24 protein-coding genes are annotated in these 19,538 nt (G+C 66.3%); 12 read left to right on the forward strand and 12 right to left on the reverse strand.

What is annotated here, in order from left to right; translation table 11 throughout:
• Positions 1 to 19: 19 nt before the first annotated feature.
• Together AC5FRW_RS10365 and AC5FRW_RS10370 are read right to left on the reverse strand one after the other, a co-directional pair.
• On the reverse strand, positions 20 to 343 hold the full coding sequence (locus AC5FRW_RS10365; RefSeq protein WP_493568377.1) for a nucleoside triphosphate pyrophosphohydrolase: 324 nt from the start codon (positions 341 to 343) through the stop codon (positions 20 to 22).
• 100 nt (positions 344 to 443) lie between these two features.
• Positions 444 to 596, reverse strand: coding sequence for a hypothetical protein (locus AC5FRW_RS10370; RefSeq protein WP_493568378.1), 153 nt, complete (start codon positions 594 to 596; stop codon positions 444 to 446).
• Between the two features lie 83 nt (positions 597 to 679).
• Here AC5FRW_RS10370 and AC5FRW_RS10375 point away from each other — a divergent pair, with 83 nt between their 5' ends.
• Positions 680 to 1,111: a DUF5807 family protein gene (locus tag AC5FRW_RS10375; RefSeq protein WP_493568379.1), complete on the forward strand. Its 432-nt coding sequence runs from the start codon at positions 680 to 682 to the stop codon at positions 1,109 to 1,111.
• An 8-nt stretch (positions 1,112 to 1,119) separates the two neighbouring features.
• Here AC5FRW_RS10375 and AC5FRW_RS10380 read toward each other — a convergent pair whose 3' ends face one another.
• The 4 genes from AC5FRW_RS10380 to AC5FRW_RS10395 all read right to left on the reverse strand — a co-directional run bounded on the left by AC5FRW_RS10380 (position 1,120) and on the right by AC5FRW_RS10395 (position 4,670).
• Positions 1,120 to 1,575: a hypothetical protein gene (locus tag AC5FRW_RS10380; protein WP_493568380.1), complete on the reverse strand. Its 456-nt coding sequence runs from the start codon at positions 1,573 to 1,575 to the stop codon at positions 1,120 to 1,122.
• Positions 1,576 to 2,049: 474 nt separating this feature from the next.
• A complete protein-coding gene (locus AC5FRW_RS10385; protein WP_493568381.1) occupies positions 2,050 to 3,129 on the reverse strand; it encodes a DHH family phosphoesterase in 1,080 nt (359 codons plus the stop codon).
• A 50-nt stretch (positions 3,130 to 3,179) separates the two neighbouring features.
• Complete coding sequence (locus AC5FRW_RS10390) at positions 3,180 to 4,208, reverse strand: hypothetical protein (protein WP_493568382.1); 1,029 nt, start codon at positions 4,206 to 4,208, stop codon at positions 3,180 to 3,182.
• 6 nt (positions 4,209 to 4,214) lie between these two features.
• The gene (locus tag AC5FRW_RS10395) at positions 4,215 to 4,670 is read right to left on the reverse strand and encodes a universal stress protein (protein WP_493568383.1); all 456 of its coding nucleotides are present in this window, start codon (positions 4,668 to 4,670) and stop codon (positions 4,215 to 4,217) included.
• Between the two features lie 68 nt (positions 4,671 to 4,738).
• Here AC5FRW_RS10395 and AC5FRW_RS10400 point away from each other — a divergent pair, with 68 nt between their 5' ends.
• The 3 genes from AC5FRW_RS10400 (at position 4,739) to AC5FRW_RS10410 (ending at position 6,421) form a co-directional block, all read left to right on the forward strand.
• Positions 4,739 to 5,185 carry a universal stress protein gene (locus tag AC5FRW_RS10400; RefSeq protein ID WP_493568384.1) on the forward strand — a complete coding sequence of 149 codons (447 nt, stop codon included), beginning with the start codon at positions 4,739 to 4,741 and terminating at the stop codon, positions 5,183 to 5,185.
• 84 nt (positions 5,186 to 5,269) lie between these two features.
• Entirely contained in the window at positions 5,270 to 5,434 is a 165-nt protein-coding gene (locus AC5FRW_RS10405; protein WP_493568385.1) for a hypothetical protein, read from the forward strand.
• On the forward strand, positions 5,435 to 6,421 hold the full coding sequence (locus AC5FRW_RS10410; RefSeq protein ID WP_493568386.1) for a sodium:calcium antiporter: 987 nt from the start codon (positions 5,435 to 5,437) through the stop codon (positions 6,419 to 6,421).
• A 39-nt stretch (positions 6,422 to 6,460) separates the two neighbouring features.
• Here AC5FRW_RS10410 and AC5FRW_RS10415 read toward each other — a convergent pair whose 3' ends face one another.
• Together AC5FRW_RS10415 and AC5FRW_RS10420 are read right to left on the reverse strand one after the other, a co-directional pair.
• A complete protein-coding gene (locus AC5FRW_RS10415; RefSeq protein ID WP_493568387.1) occupies positions 6,461 to 6,985 on the reverse strand; it encodes a GNAT family N-acetyltransferase in 525 nt (174 codons plus the stop codon).
• Positions 6,982 to 7,350 (reverse strand): universal stress protein, encoded by a 369-nt coding sequence (locus AC5FRW_RS10420; protein ID WP_493568388.1) that lies wholly within the window; start codon positions 7,348 to 7,350, stop codon positions 6,982 to 6,984. Before AC5FRW_RS10420 ends, AC5FRW_RS10415 begins: the two co-directional genes overlap by 4 nt.
• Before the next feature lie 105 nt (positions 7,351 to 7,455).
• On the opposite strand from AC5FRW_RS10420, the gene AC5FRW_RS10425 reads away from it, so the two are divergent.
• Positions 7,456 to 8,130 (forward strand): DUF5806 family protein, encoded by a 675-nt coding sequence (locus AC5FRW_RS10425; protein ID WP_493568389.1) that lies wholly within the window; start codon positions 7,456 to 7,458, stop codon positions 8,128 to 8,130.
• A gap of 7 nt (positions 8,131 to 8,137) precedes the next feature.
• On the opposite strand, the gene AC5FRW_RS10430 is transcribed toward AC5FRW_RS10425, so the two are convergent.
• Positions 8,138 to 8,626, reverse strand: coding sequence for a DUF7529 family protein (locus AC5FRW_RS10430; protein ID WP_493568390.1), 489 nt, complete (start codon positions 8,624 to 8,626; stop codon positions 8,138 to 8,140).
• Positions 8,627 to 8,713: 87 nt separating this feature from the next.
• Between AC5FRW_RS10430 and AC5FRW_RS10435 the strand changes: the two genes are divergently transcribed.
• From AC5FRW_RS10435 to AC5FRW_RS10460, 6 genes are all read left to right on the forward strand, one after another.
• A complete protein-coding gene (locus AC5FRW_RS10435; protein ID WP_493568391.1) occupies positions 8,714 to 11,359 on the forward strand; it encodes a dipeptide ABC transporter ATP-binding protein in 2,646 nt (881 codons plus the stop codon).
• Between the two features lie 97 nt (positions 11,360 to 11,456).
• Positions 11,457 to 13,142 carry an ABC transporter substrate-binding protein gene (locus AC5FRW_RS10440; protein WP_493568392.1) on the forward strand — a complete coding sequence of 562 codons (1,686 nt, stop codon included), beginning with the start codon at positions 11,457 to 11,459 and terminating at the stop codon, positions 13,140 to 13,142.
• 13 nt (positions 13,143 to 13,155) lie between these two features.
• On the forward strand, positions 13,156 to 14,199 hold the full coding sequence (locus AC5FRW_RS10445) for an ABC transporter permease (protein WP_493568393.1): 1,044 nt from the start codon (positions 13,156 to 13,158) through the stop codon (positions 14,197 to 14,199).
• Positions 14,196 to 15,131, forward strand: a complete 936-nt coding sequence (locus AC5FRW_RS10450; RefSeq protein WP_493568394.1) for an ABC transporter permease — start codon at positions 14,196 to 14,198, stop codon at positions 15,129 to 15,131. Before AC5FRW_RS10445 ends, AC5FRW_RS10450 begins: the two co-directional genes overlap by 4 nt.
• A complete protein-coding gene (locus AC5FRW_RS10455; protein WP_493568395.1) occupies positions 15,131 to 15,484 on the forward strand; it encodes a DUF7268 family protein in 354 nt (117 codons plus the stop codon). The genes AC5FRW_RS10450 and AC5FRW_RS10455 overlap by 1 nt, the downstream gene beginning before the upstream one ends.
• Before the next feature lie 46 nt (positions 15,485 to 15,530).
• Positions 15,531 to 15,914 carry a hypothetical protein gene (locus AC5FRW_RS10460; RefSeq protein WP_493568396.1) on the forward strand — a complete coding sequence of 128 codons (384 nt, stop codon included), beginning with the start codon at positions 15,531 to 15,533 and terminating at the stop codon, positions 15,912 to 15,914.
• Here AC5FRW_RS10460 and AC5FRW_RS10465 read toward each other — a convergent pair whose 3' ends face one another.
• The gene (locus AC5FRW_RS10465; protein WP_493568397.1) at positions 15,915 to 17,189 is read right to left on the reverse strand and encodes a dihydroorotase; all 1,275 of its coding nucleotides are present in this window, start codon (positions 17,187 to 17,189) and stop codon (positions 15,915 to 15,917) included. It lies immediately after the preceding gene.
• A 24-nt stretch (positions 17,190 to 17,213) separates the two neighbouring features.
• Complete coding sequence (locus AC5FRW_RS10470) at positions 17,214 to 17,921, reverse strand: lipoyl protein ligase domain-containing protein (RefSeq protein ID WP_493568398.1); 708 nt, start codon at positions 17,919 to 17,921, stop codon at positions 17,214 to 17,216.
• Positions 17,922 to 18,115: 194 nt separating this feature from the next.
• Here AC5FRW_RS10470 and AC5FRW_RS10475 point away from each other — a divergent pair, with 194 nt between their 5' ends.
• The gene (locus AC5FRW_RS10475; RefSeq protein ID WP_493568399.1) at positions 18,116 to 18,949 is read left to right on the forward strand and encodes a DUF8155 domain-containing protein; all 834 of its coding nucleotides are present in this window, start codon (positions 18,116 to 18,118) and stop codon (positions 18,947 to 18,949) included.
• Here AC5FRW_RS10475 and AC5FRW_RS10480 read toward each other — a convergent pair.
• Complete coding sequence (locus AC5FRW_RS10480; protein ID WP_493568400.1) at positions 18,936 to 19,508, reverse strand: cysteine hydrolase family protein; 573 nt, start codon at positions 19,506 to 19,508, stop codon at positions 18,936 to 18,938. The two genes, AC5FRW_RS10475 and AC5FRW_RS10480, sit on opposite strands and share 14 nt — an antisense overlap.
• Positions 19,509 to 19,538: the final 30 nt, after the last annotated feature.

Consider the following 19,538-nt stretch of genomic DNA (forward strand, 5'->3'; position numbering starts at 1 on the left):
GCCCGGATACTTGCCGCAGTTATGGTTCTGTTTCCCGGACCGCTTCCAGAACTATCCCATCGTCGAACCGCCCGCGCTCGTCGGCCTTCGCTTCGCGACGTTGCTGAAGGGCTTCTTCGGAGAGTCCATCGAGCGAACCGAGCGCGAAGACGACTTCCAGCACGTCGGCCAGTTCGTCGGGATCGCCGCTCTCGTGGAACTCCGCGACCTCCTCGTCGAGTTTCTCGTGGAGTCGCCGTCGGTACTCCTCGTCGTCGGCGACGTGTGTCTCCGGGACCTCGCCGTTGGCCTCGATGATCGACGGAATCTCGTCGCAGACGAGTTTGTCGTATTTCGTGGGCATGGTCGCCCTGCAAACGCTACCCACGTGTGTCCACCGGTCGCGGACAGTCTCGACTCGAAACAATCCGCGACAGATCACGATGCTGGCGGACCGGCCGGTCTCAATCGTCGTCCGATGACCCGCCAGCGCTGTCACTGTCCGGGTTGGTGTCGTCACTCACAGCATCATCGAAGTACCCGCGGAGTGCCATGGTCGTGCCGATGTAGGAGGCTGCGACGAGGACGGCGAAGCCGACGAGGAGGTCGAGGACCATGTGTGGACATCGCTGGGCGAGCAATGAAAATTCGGTCGGTGTGAGTCGCGAGGCTTTTCCCCACAAACAGACACACAGAGAGTATGAGCAAGCGCACGGAGTTTCTGGCGGGCGAGCGCGTCGAGGACGTGGCCTTCTTCCTGCACGAGGACGCGGTCGGCAACGCCGACGCCCTCGCGGACTACGCCGAGGACGTCGAGGACGGCATGGTACTGGTGATCGACGGCGATCAGGGCCGCAGTGCCTTCCAGTCGGCGACCGGCATCGATCCGATGGGGCTGGCCCGCGAGGCGATGGCGACCGACGGCGAGATCAATCGCGACCTGACCGGCGGCGTCTGTCCGAACGAAGAAGAAGAGCCGGACGTGAACCACACCGCCAAGTTCGTCTTCGCCTTCGCGGAGGCACAGAACGAGGAAGTCGGGGGAATCTACGAGGAGGGCGACGTGATCCACGCCTACGCCGTCTGTCCCTGCGGCGAGAAATACTCCGAGAAGTGGGTCGTCGGGGAGTAGCACCGTCCTTACCTCTGGCCGCGCGTTTCGAGCAACAACGGCGCTGCCAGCCGCGCCGCGAGCGCCGTCAAGAGTCCGGTGACAGCACTGCCCTCGTGTGTGTACGGTGTTCCGACCTCGTCCCGCGTGACACCGTGGCGGAGGTGCTGAACGCCGTCTACGAGGAACCACCCGCCGGAGACAGCGGTGGCGGCAACGACCCACCACGGAACCGTCAGGACGACGGCATAGCCCGCCGCCGAGAGCATGAGCAGGCCATACAGGGCGTTGTCGGCGTAGTCACCAACGGCGTTCTCGGCGGTGTCGGTCAGGAGCCGGAGCACCAGAAATCCTGAGGCTCCAGCAACTGCATATTCGAACGATCCGTCGAAGACGTAAAGCGTCGCGCCGACGATGACAGCCGTCACGAATTCGTACGCGACATCGCGGCGGTCGGGGAACCACGCGGAGAGGGCGGGCGACATGCTCTCGCGGGTTCGTTCGCCGCTCGTTTCAAACTAACCGTTGCTGGCGTCGCTTCGCTCGCGGTATGCTACTCTTCGTCTGCTTCGTCCGCGTCGCTCTCCTCGGGCAGCCGCTTGAACACGTCACACCCACCTTTTTCCGCGTCGGGTTTCCTCGCTTCGCTGCGGGAACCGCTTGCGCAAAAACGTGGTCTCACTGAGCGGAGCGAAGTGAGGCTCGGGAGAGCTTGCTCTCCCGGTGGCGAAAAAGCTGGCCCTCGTTCCACTCGGTCCAGTGAAACCGCTCGCTCCGCTCGCGGTATGCTATGCTTCTGCTTCTTCCTCGGGCAACCGCTTGAACGCGTCGACGATGGACTGCCACCTTTTTCTTCGTCGGGTCGCCGGAGGCGACCACTCCTCGAAAAACGTGGGCGAAAAAAGGCCGGACCTCGCTACACTCGGTCCGGTGAAACCGCTCGCTTCGCTCGCGGTATGCTAGACCTCGGCATCTTCCTCCTCGGGCAGTCGCTTGAACGCATCGACGATGGCCTGCTTCGCCACCGCGCCACGGGTCGTCCAGTGGTGCGCGTAGTCGAGCATGTCCTCGTACACGTCGGGCTTGCACCCAGCAGCGCGGGGGTGGCCGCCGCCGTTGACCTGCGCGGCGACCTCGTGGCAGCGTTCGAAGGTCTCAGTGCCCCGGATCGAGGCGGAGCCGGCGGGCTTGACGATGACGGCGGCGTCGGCCCCCTGTTCCCGGAGCGCTTCGGCGACCTCGTTTTGCGAGCAGCGGCCGTAGGTGACGCCGACGGTCCAGCCGGCGACCTCCCGTAGCTGGGCGCGCTCGACGGCCTTCTCGATGAGGGCTTCCTTCTCGACGCGCTTCTCGGCGAGGTAGTCGTGCCACTCCGGCGAGAGGTCGGGTCCGTGTTCGAGGACGGCCTCGATGTACTCCTCGGGTTCGAGCCAGTAGCTCAGATCGGCGAGGTCGTCGCTGCGCTCGTCGTCGCGAATCCAGAGGTCGTGGTCCCGGGTGACGGCGGCGAGTTCGGCAAAGCGGTCGTCGAAGACGTAGTCGAGTTCGGAAAGCGCCACGTCCGCGGTACAGACTTCGTCGGAGTCGCCGACGACGCGGTCGACGCCGGCCCCGTCGACCGTCGCGCCCAGATCCTCGTCCCACTGGTGGTGGTCGAACCAGCGCACGTCGTCGAGGCGCTCCGTGAGATCCTCGATAGCGGCGATGTCGTACTCGCTGTCGGGACAGAGATCACAGATCACCAGCGTCGCCGACGGTTCGACGTACTCGGCGGCCCATTCGAGCGCCTCTTCGAGTTCGTGGGGACCGGCCGGGACGAGCGATCCCTCGCCCAGCGCTTCCCGAATCAGGGCGACGCAGGCCAGTCCGTCGGCGTCGGGGTCGGCGATGACGACGACGCCAGCGTCGTCCATCCGCTCTGCTGCTTCGCGTTCCTGTTCTTCTTCTTCGATCGAGTCCGGCAGAAAGAACCCCTCGCCGGGGAGGATCGATTTGCGTTCCAGCGAGAGATTGTCGTCGTCGATGAGCCAGTCGTCCATACCAGCCACAGCGGGCGACAGTCAAAGAAGGGACCGGTTCGGCGGGCGTGTCAGGGGTACCACACCGCCGATCCGGGCGTGTGGTGGACGAATGCATCGTCCTCCAGCAGTTTCGGATCGGTCCACCGGAAGCGGACGTTCCCGGTGTAGCGGAAAGGAGCAGAGAGATCGTCGAGGACCAGTCGAGCGCGCTGGCAGGCGGTAAACGACGATCTGGTCGCACCGTTCCGTGGCTCGAAGACGACGTTCGCGGCGTGCTCCGTGACGTCGCTCACGTTCTGAACGCGTAGGGCATCAGTCGTCTGACCGCTGGGACCCACGTCGGTGAACCGCTGGTCGAAGTGGGCGACCGTCTCGACGCGATCGGTCCGGTACGGACCACTCGGCCCGCCGCGGCGACCGGCGACGATCGTCGCCTCGATGTCGACGAACACCGGCGTCGGATCGCTGTCCGGGCGAACGAAAACCCGATCACGGCGGTCGAACTCGCCGCCGCCGTTGTACCCGCGGACGCGTGCGGTTCCCAGCGACCGGACGTTCTCCGGGAGCGGGACGTGCTCGATCGGGACCGCCGGCTCGTGGGTCGCTGGCTGGAGGAGTTCGCCGAGCGCCCACGGGAGGTCGTCGGGGTAATCGGCCGTGACGAAGACGTGCGTGTCGAGGGCGCCGGACGACGGCACCGCACCGGCGACGGCCGTCCGGGAGTTCCAGCCGTTGCTGGCGAAACCATAGGGACGGTCGGACGCCTGACAGACTGAAAGCAGCGTCCCCAGCGCGTCCTCGCCGGCGATGGCGATCGGTACGTCGGCGGCGAGGGTCTCGGCAGCGCGAGAGACGCTTGCGTCCCGCGGTGGGTACACGGCGAGATCGGCGTCGGTCGGTTCGGCCACCCTGTCGACGGTCGTCGACGGCGGGAGTGATACGTCGTCGTCGAGCCACAGCGTCGCCGCCGAGAGACCGGTGACGCTGGGTCGTCCGAGCGACGCCCGGTCGTCCGTGAGTGACTGACAGCCGGCGACGGAACCGACCGTACCGGTCGCCACTGTCGCGAGGACGGCTCTGCGAGTCGTGGAGGGCATGCAAGCCTACAGTCCGCTCGCACTGTCTTCCATCTGTCGGACTGTCAGGACCGGAACGTCCGCACGGCGGACGACGCCCTCGGCGACGCTACCCAGCAAGTAGCCGTGCTCGCCGTGGCGACCGCGAGTTCCGGTCGCGACCACGTCGGCGTCGATCTCGTCGACGTACTGGCAGATCTCGGTGGCCGGATCGCCCTCGCGAACGGCGGTGACGACGGCGTCGTCCGCTGGTTCGGCGTCGGCCGTCTCGCGGACGAAAGTGAGTGCTTTGCCGCCCGTCGTCGTCAGTGCCTGCTCGAAGTCCTCACGGACGGTCTCGGGGGACCCTGCGATTTCACCGGCGTCGACGACGTACAGGGCGTGAACGGTCGCGTCGAACCGGCCGGCCAGATCGAGCGCGGCGGTGACGGCCCGCTCGGCGGACGCCGAGCCGTCCGTTGCGATAACGACGGTGTCGAACATACCAGTACCTCTGTGGGGACCGGTCAAAAAGCCGCGGGCTTTTTGCTGGTCGGGCGGCACGCCTCGGTATGGACATCGACCTCGTCCTCGCGCCGGTGGACGGCTCCACGCAGTCCGAGCAGGCGGCCGAATGCGCACTGGCGATCGCGGACGCGTACGACGCCGACCTCCACCTCCTGTTCGTCCTCGACGAGACGCTGGTCCGCGCGATCGACGCCGGAGAGGTCGACGCCGACGCTATCGCCGACGAACACCACGACTTCGCCGCGCAAGTCCAGTCGCGACTCGACGAACGAGGCCACGACGCCGAACTCAATCACTCGACGGCATCGGGCTTCTCACCGTCGAGTCTGCGCCAATCACCGGGCAGCGTCATCCTCGACGTGGCCGAAGACCTCGACGCCGACTTCCTCGTCGTCCCGCGCGAACCGGCGGGCGAAGACTCGGAGGAAGCCATCGGCCGCGCGGCGCTGTACGTCATCGAGTACGCCAGCCAGCCCGTCCTGTCGGTGTGAGACAGCGGGTGTCGGTCGGTTCCGACTCGACGACTGTCGGAATGGTGGCAAAGCTACAGGTCCCCGGGGAGTGTCACCGTCGGTATGGCAGATCGCTGTACGGATCACGCGTGGGCCTCCGTCGGCGTGACGACCGTCGACGGGCAGGTCACCCGGATCTGGGACTGTGAGCGCTGTGGTGTCTGGACCCGTGAACCGCTCGACGAGACGGCCGAACTGCCGTGGGACGAGACACAGCTGTCACGATAGATGGTCGGTCCGGTCTCGCTGACGGAGCTGGCGCTCGTCGCCGTCTCGCTGTACACGCTCGTGACGGCCGCCCAGCGTGCGCTCGACCGATTGCTCGCACTGGCCCGGTACTACAATATCTCGGAACTCGTCGTCGGGATGACCGTCCTCGCGGTCGGGACGAGCCTCCCCGAACTGGCGGCCCACGTCACCGCATCGTTCGGTATCCTCTCGAACGTCCTCGATCCGACGGTCGCCGGGGCGGTCGTCCTCGGAGGCAACATGGGATCGTCGACCGCCCAGCAACTGCTCGTCTTCGGCGTCCTCCTGCTTGGCTACGGGAGCATCGACCTGACCCGGAGTCTGATCCGCCAGAGCTACCTGCCGATGGTACTCGCGTTCGTCCTCACACTCGCAGTCAGCGTCGACGGCATCGTCTCGCGACTCGACGGAGCGGTGCTCGTCGTCGCCTACCTCGTCTACGTGGGCGTGAGCGTCCGCCGGCGCGAGCGCAGCACCGTCCTGCCAGAACCGGAGAGTACGAACGTCCGACGGGACGCCCTCGTCGCGGTGGTCATGCTCGGACTGGTGATCGCCAGCGCGTCGCTCCTGCTCGCCGCCATCGACACCGTCGTGCGAGAGCTGGCACTCGGCGGATCGACGGTCGGTGTCGTCACCATCGGTATCGCCTCCGCGCTCCCGGAACTGACGATGGTGCTGGAGGCGATCCGCCGGCGAACCCCCACCGTCGCCGTCGGGACGCTGCTGGGAAGCAACATCGTCAATCCACTGCTCGGCATCGGTCTCGGCGCGATCATCTCGACCTACCGGGTCCCACAGGCCGTGCTCGTCTGGGACCTGCCGCTGAAAATCGTCGTCGCGCTTGGTCTGCTGGCCGTCGTCGCAGTGCGCCGCGAGTGGACGCTGACACGAAACGACGGCCTCTGGCTCGTCGTGCTGTACTTCGTGTTCCTGACCGGTCGCCTGCTCGTGTTTCCCGGGCAGTGACCGAACGCCTGTCAACGGCGTTCTCGATTCGGCGTGGGCCTACGCGAGTCGGATCGACATTTCCATCTCGAACCGCTCGCTGTTGGCCGTCTCGAAGCCGACCTTCCGGTAGAGCGCGATGGCGGGGTCGTTCCAGCGTTCGACGGTGAGCCAGACGCGTTCGATCCCTTCGGACTGGCCCAGCCCAAGCAGCGTCTCGACGAGGTCGGTGCCGATGCCTGCGCCCTGATAGGCAGAGAGGACGAAGATGGCGAGTTCGTAGCCGTCCTGCTCGTCGGGGACCAGCGTGGCGTGGCCGACAACAGCGCCGTCGTGGCTCGCGACGACGTTGAAACAGTCCTCGTCGAGGATCGTCTCCAGCCAGCGCTCGATGGCCGTCTCGCGGGCCGGCGGGATGCCCTGTGCGCGGTCGGCAGGATCGAACTGTTTGTACATCTCGATCAGTGCCGTCCGGTCAGTGACGTCGGCGCGCCGAAGCTTGATCGTTCGCCCCTCACTGTCGATGTGCTGGCGCGGCGGCGACGGGAACGAACCGGCCGGCTCGTCGGGATAGCGTCGGCTCATCGGATAAGCGTCACCGGGGTCTGTGCGTTCAACAGGACGAACTCGGCGATCGAACCGAGCTGGATCTTGCCCAGCGTCGAGCGTTCGCCGCTGCCCAGTACGATTCGGTCGAAGCCCTCGCTCTCGGCGATGTCGACGAGTCGACTGCCCGGATCGCCCTCGATGTGGCGGACGGTCGCGTCGAAGTCGGCCGTATCGAGCGTCTCTCGAACCGTTTGTTCGACTGCACCGCCGTCGGTATCCATCTCTTCGTTGTCGAAGATCGCCACGGTGAGGTCGTCGCCGGCTTCTCTGGCTCTCGCGATCGTCTCGTCGAGGGCTTGATAGGAGAGTTCGCTGCCCCCGACGCCGAGTAGGACGTTCATAGCGGAGCCATTGCAGGGCCACCTCAAAAAGCCACCTCCCCGCCGGTCGGGGTGTCCCTGTGGGCCGTCGATACCCTTTTTCGCCCCCGGAGCACAGGAGTGAGCATGACAGACGGCGCGTCGCGCGACGAGCGCGGAGACGACCGACCGACCGACGATCGGGTCGTCCCGATCATCGCCGAAGAGGAGACGACCGACGGATCGACGGACGCGGCCGACACGTCGGCCCCCGACGAGGGCCACGAGCCAGCGTCGGACGTCCCCGCGGACGTCCGCAAGTACGACCGCTTCAAGAAAATCGACGGCGGCACCTACGACCGGGCCAACGAGTTCCTCCGGGATCGCACCTACGTCACTGCCCGCGAGTGGGCTATCGCCCGCCTCTGTGCCGATTTCAGGACCGAGACCGGCGTCGAGATGACCAAGATCGGCGAGAACCTTCCCGAACTGGTGCCCTTCATGACCGACACGTACACGCCACAGGCGGTCAATCAGGCCCGCGCGTCCTTCGAGGAGAAGGTCCGGAAAGCCGGGGCGACGTTCCTCTATGGCGCGATGTGTGACTTCTTCACCGCCGAGGAACTCGACGATGTGATGTATGAAGCCACGGAGGTCGCGAAGTTCCTGCTCGAAGTCGAGGGCGTCGAACTGAGCGTCGAGGAGGAACTGGAGACGGAAGACCAGATCTCCGAGGTGATGCGGGACGTGCGCGAACACAGCGCCGCGCTGCGCCACGACGAGTGTCCCCACTGCGGGCACGATCTCGACGGCGAGGAGTAGCCGCCGGCTAGCCGTCGTTCCCGGGGGGCATGAACGGCTCGGCGTCGCCGACGGTGATCGAGACCGCTTCCGACGGGTCGAGGGGGCGGACGTGGATCTGGAGGGGGTCGTTCGCGGCGAGTCTGCGCAGGGCAGTCGCGTCGTCGGCCCCGTAGTACAGCGGCACGAGGACGGCCAGTTCGTCCCCGGTCTCGGCGGCCACGAGCAGGAAGACGACACCGCCGGCCGTCCGGCTGAACACGTCGATACCGTCGATCTCGTGGTCGGCCAGTGCGTCGCGGACGCGCTCGTACTCCTCGCCGGGGACGACGACATCGAACCCCGTGCGTCCGCGGCCGCCGGTCGAAAGCGCCACGTCGCCGGGGTGAAGTTCGATCGCCGTTCGGCCCACAGAACGGTACTCCGCGGCCGTCGCAGCGGCGTCGTCCAGTACGTCGTCCCAGTGGTTCGCGACGTGCGCGAGCGAGACGGTCGTCGTGTTGCCGGGGTCGCTCATACCCGAGACCGACGCACGCCCGGGCCAAAAGTGTTGTCTGAACGAAACGTCGCAAGCGTTTTACCGCGCATCTTCGAAGTGTTAACAATGCAAGAGCTTCTCTCACTGAGCGGTTTGCGGACCTACTTCGACACGGACCGCGGAACGGTCAACGCAGTCGACGGCATCGATCTTACGGTACACGAGGGTGAGACGGTCGGTCTCGTCGGCGAATCGGGGTCGGGGAAGTCCGTGACGGCCCTCTCGGCGATGGACATCGTCGACGAACCGGGCTACGTGGCCGGCGGCGAGATTCGCTTTCACGACCCGGAGACCATCAGGAAGCTAGCCCGTCGGTACCCCAGAGCCGTCGCGGCCGATTCCCACGACGGGTTCGTGACGCTGACCGATGCGACGGTCGACCGGCGCAGGCTTCCGGCGGGCATGACCGACACCGGCAGCGACCTCGAACTGGCACGCCGTCTCGTCCAGCAGGACCCCGCGCTGGCGTTCGACGAGGGCGCGGTGACCGTCGAAGACGGCTACGTGGACCTGCGCGCCGCACCCGAACACGTCATGCGCAGCGTTCGCGGCGGTGAGATGGGGATGATCTTTCAGGACCCGATGACCTCGCTCAATCCCGCACTGACCGTCGGCGAGCAGATCGCCGAGAGCCTTCGACTCCACACCGGCGACCGCCAGCGCGCCGACACGTGGGCCAACGCCATCAGGGAGGTGCTGCCCCGAATCCGCGGGGGCGAGATGGACGCCCAGATTCGAGAGGCCGTCGTCGACCTCCTGAACGAGGTCGGCATCCCCGAACCGTCGGCCCGGGTCGACGAGTACCCCCACGAGTTCTCCGGCGGGATGCGCCAGCGCGTGCTCATCGCCATCGCGCTGGCCTGCCGGCCGAAACTCCTGATCGCAGACGAACCCACCACGGCACTGGACGTGACCATTCAGGCCCAGATCCTCGATCTGATCGACGATCTGCAGGCCGAGCGCGGGATGGCCGTCCTCTTTATCACACACGATCTGGGCGTCGTCGCCGAGATCTGTGACCGTGTCGCCGTCATGTACGCCGGCGAGATCGTCGAGGAGGGTCCCGTCGAAGAAATCTTCCAGAACCCCTCACATCCCTACACGTACACACTGCTGGAGTCGATCCCCCGCGAGGACACCGACCGACTGCGACCCATCGAGGGGAGCGTCCCGAGCCTGATCGACCTGCCCGAGGGGTGTCACTTCGCGTCTCGGTGCCCGTGGGCCAAGCCCCAGTGTCGCGAGGGGGAGATCCCATACCTCCAGCACGGCCCGGACGCGGTCGATCACCGCTCGAAGTGCATTCTGGAATCGTTCGACACGAGCGAGTACGACGATGCCCACGAAGGTGTCGCCGCCGCCACGTCGACGCGAACCGATCACCGCCTCCTCGAAGTCGACGGCCTCAAGAAACACTTCTCACGGGCCGACGACCTGCTCGACGAGTACCTCGGACGCGACCCCGGAACGGTGCAGGCCGTCGACGGCGTGAGCTTCGACGTCTTCGAAGGCGAGACACTCGGTCTCGTCGGCGAATCCGGCTGTGGGAAGTCCACGACCGGACGGACGATCCTGCAGTTGCTCGAACCGACCGACGGAACCGTCGTCTTCGCCGGCGAGGACCTGACGACCCTCGACAAGAGCGATCTGCGCGCACGCCGTCGCGACCTCCAGATGATCTTTCAGGATCCGATGTCGAGCCTCGACCCGCGGATGACCGTCGGACAGACGGTCCTCGAACCGCTGAAGATCCACGACCTGCCCGTGGACGCGGACGACGACCGGTCGAAGCGAGCACAGCGGCGCGACCGCGTCGCCGAACTCCTCGAAGCGGTCGGACTGGGGCCAGACCAGTACGACCGCTATCCCCACGAACTCTCGGGCGGCCAGCGCCAGCGGGTCGGCATCGCGCGCGCACTCGCCGTGGACCCGGACTTCATCGTCTGTGACGAACCGGTCAGCGCCCTCGACGTGAGCGTGCAGGCTCAGATCATCAATCTCCTCGAAGACCTCCAGCACGAGTTCGGACTGACGTACCTCTTTATCGCCCACGACCTCTCCGTGGTCCGTCACATCTGTGACCGCGTCGCCGTGATGTACCTCGGTGAAATCGTCGAAGTGGCGGAGACGGACACGCTGTTTGCCGATCCGAAGCACCCGTACACCCGGGCGCTTCTCTCGGCGATCCCGGAACCGGATCCGACGACGGCGACCGACCGGGTCTTGCTCCGTGGGGACGTGCCGTCGCCGATCGATCCGCCCGCAGGCTGTCGCTTCCACACGCGCTGCCCGGAGGTCATCCCACCCGACGACATCACGGTCGAACAGGCGACCTACCGGGAGATCATGGATTATCGCCAGCGGGTCGCCGAGCAGTCGATCGACGTGGACGCCATCCGTGAACGGGCGGGCGACGGCGAGGATACCGTCGCGGACGGCGGCCAGTCGGCCCAGTCACAGCGGGACCGATCGGGACTCGAATCCGCGCTCTTCGACGAACTCTTCGACCACCCACCGACGGGCCGGAACCGCGAAGTCGTCGCCGAATCGTTCGAATTCCTCGACCGGGGCGACTGGGACCGTGCCGCGACGGTGCTCGCCGAGCGCTTCGAGAGCGTCTGTGAACGGCGCCATCCGGTGCTGCCTTCGACCGCACATCCCGCCGCGTGCCACCTCTACGAGGGGACTGACGGTGGAGAAGGTCCCGACTAACTATAGCGAGGTGGTAACCACCGGTGCGGGTCATTGCGATAATCGATCATGAAGATTGACAGCACCGTTAACAGTTAGCCTGTTGTCAGGAACACGTATGGTTCCAGATACCGACCTGAACCGACGCGAGTTTCTCACGGCCGCAGGAAGCGCGGCAGCAACGGCCGCAGTGACCGGCGTTAGCGCGGCAGGATCCGCCGCCGCCCAGCAAGGCGGGACCCTCGTGTATGCACGGGGAGACCACCCCGAGAACTACGACCCCCAGCAGACGACGAGTGGCGAAGTGGCGAAGGTGACCAATCAGATATTCGATACACTCATCCAGTTCACGCCGGGCAGCGGCGGGCAACTGGAGAACGCCCTCGCGACCGATTATTCCCTCGAAGAGACGACGGCGTCCCTGCAACTACAGGAAGGCGTCACGTTCCACAGCGGCGAGGAGTTCACGGCCTCGGACTTTCAGGCGACCTTCCGGCGCTTTACCGACAGTAGCTACGACTACTACCTCGGCGACGCGAATCGCTCGGGGTATGCGGGCTTTACGCTCGGGAACTGGGTCGACAGCGTCGACGCCAGTCAGGACTACCAGCTCGGCATCGAACTCAATCAGCAGTACGCACCCTTCCTCCGAAACCTGGCGATGTTCGCCGCCGCCGTGCTCTCGGAGCAACAGATCACGAGCCTCCCCGCGAACCCGGACGGACAGGTCCAGCTCGGGACCGAACCGGTCGGCACCGGCCCGTTCGCCTTTGGCCGTCTCGACAACCCCAACGAGCGCGTCCTGCTGACGGCAAACGGTGACTTCTGGGGTCCCGGCCCGCAGGTCGAGCAAGTCGTGTTCAAGACGATCACCGAGAACAGCACCCGGGTACAGGACGTGATCAACGGCGACTCCCACATCACCGACAACCTCGACTCCGATGGCTTCCAGCGGATCGAACAGAGCGGCCAGACGACGCTGCTTCGCAAGAACGGGATCAACGTCGGCTACATGGCGATGAACATGGAACGGATGGAACCGTTCCGCGACCGTCGGGTCCGCCGGGCGGTCTCCTACGCCGTCAACACCGAAGCGATCGTGAACCAGATCTATCAGGGGTTCGCGACGCAGGCGTCCCAACCACTGCCGCCGGACGTGGCCGGCCACAACGACGACATCGACCCGTATCCGACGGACAAAGATCAGGCCCGGTCACTGCTCGAAGAGGCGGGCTACGGCGACGGCTTCGAGTTCGAACTGGCGACGTTCTCGAACCCCCGTGGCTACAACCCCAGCCCGATCCAGACGGCGAATCAGGTCCGCTCGGACCTCGAAGACATCGGGCTGACCGTCAACATCAATCAGTTCTCCAGTTTCGGTCCGTACCTCGATTACACCGATCAGGGTCGCCACGACGCCTGCTTCCTGGGCTGGTACACCGACAACGCGGACCCAGACAACTTCATGTACGTCCTGCTGGACCCGAAGGTCGAGCTGGATCAGGTGCCCGACGATCAGGACTGGGTCAGCTTCGACACCGAGGGGTACAGCACGCTCAACGTCTCGGCGTGGGCCAACACCGACTACATGGAACTGGTCCGCGAGGCCCAATCGACCTACGACGAGGAGCAACGCGTCCAGAACTACGAGGAGGCCAATCAGCTCGCCCACGACGAAGCGCCGTGGGTATTCATCGACTACGCGGAAACGCTCCGCGGCGTCAACAACGCCATCGATACCGAATCGTACACGATCAGCTCCGTGGGTGGCCCGTACCTGAACACGGTCCAGTTCCAGCAATAGCCCTGCCCCGGCAATGGTCTCGAAGCGCTTCGTCGCCAAACGGCTGCTCCTGCTGATCCCGGTGCTGTTCGGGGTCGCGACGGTCGTGTTCGCCATTCTGCATCTCGCCCCCGGCGATCCGGCGCGAGTCATCGCCGGCCAGCGGGCCTCGGCAGAGCAACTGCAGCAGGTCCGCGAAGAGCTTGGATTGACGAGACCACTCTGGGAGCAATACCTGACTTTCCTCTGGGACGCTGCGCGACTCGACTTCGGAAAGTCCTACACGATCAGTCGCGGTGCGCCCGTGCGTCAGGTGATCTTCGACCGCCTGCCGATCACGCTGGAGCTGGCGATCTACGGGCAACTGACCGGCATCCTGCTCGGACTCCCGCTTGGCATCCTCTCGGCGATCAAGCAGGACTCGCTGACCGACCACCTGACCCGCGTCGGTGCCCTGACGGGTATCTCGATCCCCATCTTCTGGTCCGGGCCGCTGTTGATCCTGTTGTTCGCGACGTACCTCGGCGTCCTGCCGACGAGCGGGCGGATCTCGACGATGTTTTTCCTGCCCGAACACTGGACGCTCTTTGGCTATCAGTTACCGCTGACGGGGATGATCACCATCGATACGATCCTGCTGGGTAACTGGCCCGCGTTCGTCTCGGCGGTCCAGCACCTGTTCTTGCCTGCCCTCGTCATCGGCATCTACTCGACGGCGCTCATCTCGCGGATGATGCGCTCGTCGATGCTCGAAGTCGTCAGGCAAGACTACATGCGGACCGCCCGCGCGAAGGGCCAGGGTGCGAAGATCACCCTGATGAAACACGGCTTTCGAAACGCCCTGATCCCCGTCGTGACCATCATCGGCATCCAGTTTGGTACGCTGCTTGGCGGAGCCGTCCTCACGGAGACCGTCTTCGGCATCAACGGCATGGGCCTGACCATCGTCACCGCCATCGGCGCGCTCGACTACCCCGTCGTGCAGGGGACCGTCCTGACGTTCGCGCTGCTGTTTACGCTGGTGAACCTCTTCGTCGACATCACCTACGGCTACCTCGATCCACGGATCCAACAATGAGCACCCAGACAGAGACAGACCGCCGCGGCGTCGTCGGGCGCATCCGAGCCTCGCCGTTCCTCTCGGAACTACTCGCGAATCGGCTGGCCGTCGTCGGCCTGTCGATCATCCTCGCGCTCGTCGTGATCGCCGTCTACGCGCGGGTCACCTACGACCTCGGGACGCTGGTCAGTTCCCGCCTCGGCACCGAGATTCCCGACCGCGCACCGCCGGGATGGACCGGCTCCGCACCGTTCAACATCCATCTCTTCGGCACCGACGCTGCGGCCCGCGACATCTACAAGCGCGTCATGTACGGCTCGTGGCTGGCGCTGAAGTTCGGCACGATCACCGTCGGCATCTCCACTGTCGCAGGCGTCGGTCTGGGCATCATCGCTGCGTACTACGGCGACGTGACCGACAACACGATCATGCGGACGATGGACGTGCTGCTCGCGTTCCCACCGCTGCTCCTTGCGCTGGCACTGGTCGCTATCTTCCCGCGCGAACTGGGCCTGTGGCGCGCGGTCGTCGCGCTGACGCTCGTCTACACGCCTCGGTTCGCCCGTGTCGTCCGCGGGGCAGCCCTGAAAGTGCTCGAAGACGAGTACGTCGACGCCGTCGAGGCGCTGGGGGCGGCCGACCCGCGGGTACTGGCCCGTCACATCCTGCCGAACACGCTCGCGCCGATCACCGTCCAGTCGACGCTGAACTTCGGACTGGCGATCATCGACCTCGCGGCGCTGTCGTTTCTCGGCTTCGGCGCGCAGGCCGGGACCCCCTCGTGGGGACTGATGCTCTCGCGTGGCGTCGACAACGGTCTGCTCACGGGCAAGTGGTGGCTCTCCTTTTTCCCCGGTCTCTTCCTCGCGATCACGGTGCTCGGGTTCAATCTCCTCGGCGACGGCATGCGGGACGCGCTCGACCCGCGCATGCGGGAGGCGATCGACTGATGGCACCCACCGCCGAGACCGTCGGCTGGATTCAGTTCCGGATCCGACTCGTCGGCACGGCGTTGCTCGCCGGTGCCGTCGCCGGACCGATCACAGTCGGACTTCTCACAGTGTATGGCGGCACAGCCTTTGGCACTCGCAAGGCGTTCGCCCTCGGTGCGCTCGCGTTTGGATTCGGCGTGCTCGGCTGGTCGGGATCGATCTTCGCCGGCCAGAGGATCGAAGCCATGCAGCGCCATCTCGATACCGGGAGCGACTGGACCGAAGCCGACTCGCGTCGAGCGATGGGGCGGATCACCGGCTTCGGGTTCGGCGTCATGGTCGGCGTCAGCGCGACAGCGGCGGTCGTTTGAGCACACCCTCCTGCACAATTAATACCGGCCCGCTGGAACACCGCCTATGGATACTCGGACGAAAGTCGTACTGCTCGACGGCCTGCTCGGTGTCGTGCAGATTATGTCAGCGCTGGTACTCGCGGGGGCGGGAAATCTCGTCGAGCACTGGGCGTTCGTGGTCGCTGCTGCACTGGGGACGGCTGGATTCGTCACCGCTGGGGATCGGGGGTACATACCGGACGACTCTGCGTGGGGGTTCCCGGTCGTGCTCGTCGCAGTCGTGGCCGTGAGTCTCGTGGTCGTTCTCGTCGTCAGCCCGCCGGTCTCGACGGTCGCAGCACTGCAGTTCGGCATCGGCATCGGTATCCTGACGAACAGATTGATGTTCGGACTCGTCCGACCAATTCCCGAGCGCCGAATCGAGCGAACACGAGAGCACGGGATCTGATCAGGCCCGGACGTTCTCGCCCTGCTGGTCCCAGAACGTGTCTTCGGCGCTGTCGTAGACCACGGTCCCGCGGACCATCGTCCACTCGGGGAACACGCCCTCGAAGCCATCGAACGGCGTCCACTCACAGTTGCTGTGGAGGGCCTCGCCACTGATCTCGCGTCCGTCGTCGGTGTCGACCAGCACGAGGTCGGCGTCGGTGCCCTCGGCGATCCGTCCCTTCTGCGGCAGGCCGAACACGTCGGCCGGGTTCGTAGCGACGAGGTCGCGGACGCGCTCGTAGGTCAAGTCGCCGTCGCGGGCCTCGGCCAACAGGAGCGGGAGCATCGTCTCGACGCCCGGCACGCCCGACGGAGCCTCCCAGATCGAGGCGTCTTTCTCCTCGCGCGTGTGGGGCGCGTGGTCGGTGGCGATCATGTCGACGGTACCGTCGACGACCCGCTCGTAGACCTCGCTGCGGCGCTCCTCGCTGCGCAGCGGCGGATTCATCCGGCCGAACGTACCGAGGTCGTCGAGATCGTCCCGCGAGAGCAAGAGATGGTGGGGCGTCACCTCGGTGGTCATCCCGGCGTCGCTGGCGATGTCGATGCCCGCCGGCGTGGAGGTGTGGGCGATGTGGATTCGCGCGTCGTGTTCGGTCGCGACCTCGCAGGCACGTTCGACGGCGGCGGCCTCCGCCTCCGCGGCCCGGAAGGTCGACCACGCGTCGGCGTCGTCACGCTCGCGAGCGTCCTGCTCGAACAGCGTGGCGTCCTCGGCGTGGACGGTGACGGTCACGTCGCGCTCGGCCGCCGCGACCAGCGCGTCCTCGAAGAGGTCGGCGTCGATCCCCATGTCACCCGTCGAGTCCGCGAGGAACACCTCACCGAGCGCGAACAGGGGGCGTGCGAGCAGTTCGTCGGGGTTCCAGTCGGCCGTGACGCCGCCGTTGATCCCGAAGTCGACGAGCGATTCGCCGGCAAGATCGACCTTCTGGTCGAAGGCCGTGCCGTCGACCGTCGGTGGAGCGGTGTTTGGCTGGTCGACGACCGTCGTCACACCACCGGCGGCGGCCGACCGGGAGCCACTCGCCCACGTCTCTTTGTGGCCGTACCCCGGCTGACGGAAGTGGACGTGAACATCGATCGCACCGGGCAAGAGCAGTTTGTCGTCGGCGTCGACGACCCGCTCGTCGTCCTCGGGCGTCAGAGCCTCGCCGACGGCGTCGATCCGCTCCCCGCGGACGCGCACGTCTCGTGTGCGACCGTCCGCGAGCGTCGCGTTTTGGATGAGCATACGCTCTCTCCGCCGCGGCGATCCCTAAGTGTCTCGGAGTCGAGCGCCGTCGTCCGCCGTGACGTGTTCGACCGTGGTGTCTCGGTCGCCGACAAAGGCATCGACGACTGCGTCGATCACCGCGTCGGGATCGGTCGTCCCGCCGGAACGGGCGATGCTCCCGACGCTGCTGGGGTCGAAGGGAGTGCCTAACGCGCCGTAGATCTGATCGAGCACCGCAGCGATCTCGTCGTGGGCGTCGACGAGCACGACCGCCGCGACGACGGCGACCTCCTGACGGACGCGCTGGGCGATACCGACGAGCTTGCCGTCGGCCTGTAATGAGTGTGACCCCGGACAGAACGAGTCGGGTGGCTCGCCCTTGGTCGCGTCGACGCCAAGCGTCGAAAGCGCCGATCGAAGCCGTTCGCTGGCGTCGGCGTACCGTCGCTGGATCCCCTCGCGCACGTCGTCGAGGGGCGTCGCGAGCGCGACCGCGACAGTCGTCCCGGTGTAGGCGACCGCGCGGCCGCCAGCCGACCGTTCGAGCACGGCATAGCCCTGTTCGTGGGCGATCTCGCGGGCACGTTCGTAGCCGTCGCTGCGGGCATCACGGCGGCCGAACGCGATCTGTCGGTGGGGTCGCCAGACGCGCAGGGCGGGGACACGGCTGTCGGCGACCTCCTCGGCCAGCCGCCGCGTTCGCTCGGCGTCGGCCACGTGGTCCCGACAGCGTCCACGAAGCACGCGCATGGAGCGACGTACGGGTGGGACCGGGATAACGCTCGTGGGATGGCGAACAGGCGACACTCGCCGTCTCGCGGCGGGGTGTGTCGCGCTCCCGCGTGACCCGCCGCGGTGGTTCTCAGGGCACGAGCAGGGCTGACTCGGCATCGCTTTTGAACCTGTGCGACAGGCACATGTCCGTCCCCGCCAAGTGATCGGTGATGGCCGTCACGCTGCCCGCCGAGGTGTGCCACCAGTACCGCCGCTTCTCGCTGTACAACTCACCGTTCGTGGCCCACGACGAGGGGCACGCGATCGACCTGTACCCCGAGAGTGACGTGGTGCCGTCGCCGGTGGCCGGCGAGGTCGTCGAGACCAAGCGAGTCCGCGCGCCGCCCCAGCCCTACGCCGCCGAGCACGACTGGCTCGTCCTCGTCGACACGGGCGATGCGGTCGCGCGACTCCTACACGTCGAGCCGAGCGTCGCGGCGGGCGACCGGGTGACGGTCGGCGACCCGCTGGGCGAGAGCGTCCGTGCGGGCTTTTTCGCGCCGTGGGTGCCGGACCACCTGCATCTGGAGTTTCGCGACCCCGGAGCGAACCCCTATCGGGCAAGCGGATCATTGCGACTGGCGGTCGATGTCGAGGTCGAACCGCTGTCGTGGGACGGGACGGGGACCGTCGTCGAGACCAGTGAGACGTGGGCGCGACTCGACGCGCCGGCACATCCGGCACCGGGCGAGCGGTTCGTCGGACTGGCGAACGGGAGTGCCACGAGCGAGGGCGTCGTCGACGGTGGACTGGCCCACTACGACCGCGGCGGACTGCTGGGCGGTGCCGCGACGGAGCGCGCCATCGAAGTCGCTGGGCGGCGTGTCGGGACGGCCGAGAATCGGACGGTCACGTGGGACGACGTGACAGTGCAGGCCAACGGCGACCCGATCACCGGGCTGGCGCTGTTTTGTGCGCGGGATCGGTTCGGCGTCAAACTCGTGGGCGAGGGCGTCGATTTCGAAGTCGGTGACGACGTGGCGGTCTCGATCACTCGAACGTGACGCCGTCGCGCTCGGTCACCTCGCCGAACAGCCAGTCGGCGTGCTCCAGCGCGTATTCGCGGTGGGACTCCTCGATACAGCCGATAGCGTCCTCGACCAACACCGGGCGGAAGTCACGGAGACCGGCACTGGAGGCCGTATGGAGGACGCAGACGTTCGCCAGCGTCCCACAGAACACGAGGTCGTCGATGCCGTGAGCGTCGAGCCACCCCTCCAGTTGGGTCTGATAAAATGCGTCGTAGGTGTGTTTCTCGACGACGAGGTCGTTCGGTTCCGGGGAGAGGTCCTCGACGATTTCGGTCTCCCACGACCCTTCGACGACGTGTTCGCCCCAGCGCTCGAACTCGTCGTAGTAGTGGGCGTCGTCGAACTGATCGGGCGGGTGTACGTCGCGGGTGAACACGACGCTCGCGCCCGCCTCGCGTGCGCGCTCGACGAGGTCGGCGCAGGGGTCGATCACCGCTTCGCTGTTCGGTGCGTAGAGGCTGCCCTCGGGGTGACAGAAGCCGTTCTGCATGTCGACCACGACGAGGGCAGTCCGTGCTGACTCGAACACCATGACAGGCCGACGCTACGGCCCAGCGATCCA

The organism is Halomicrobium sp. HArcht3-1, assembly GCF_058933345.1.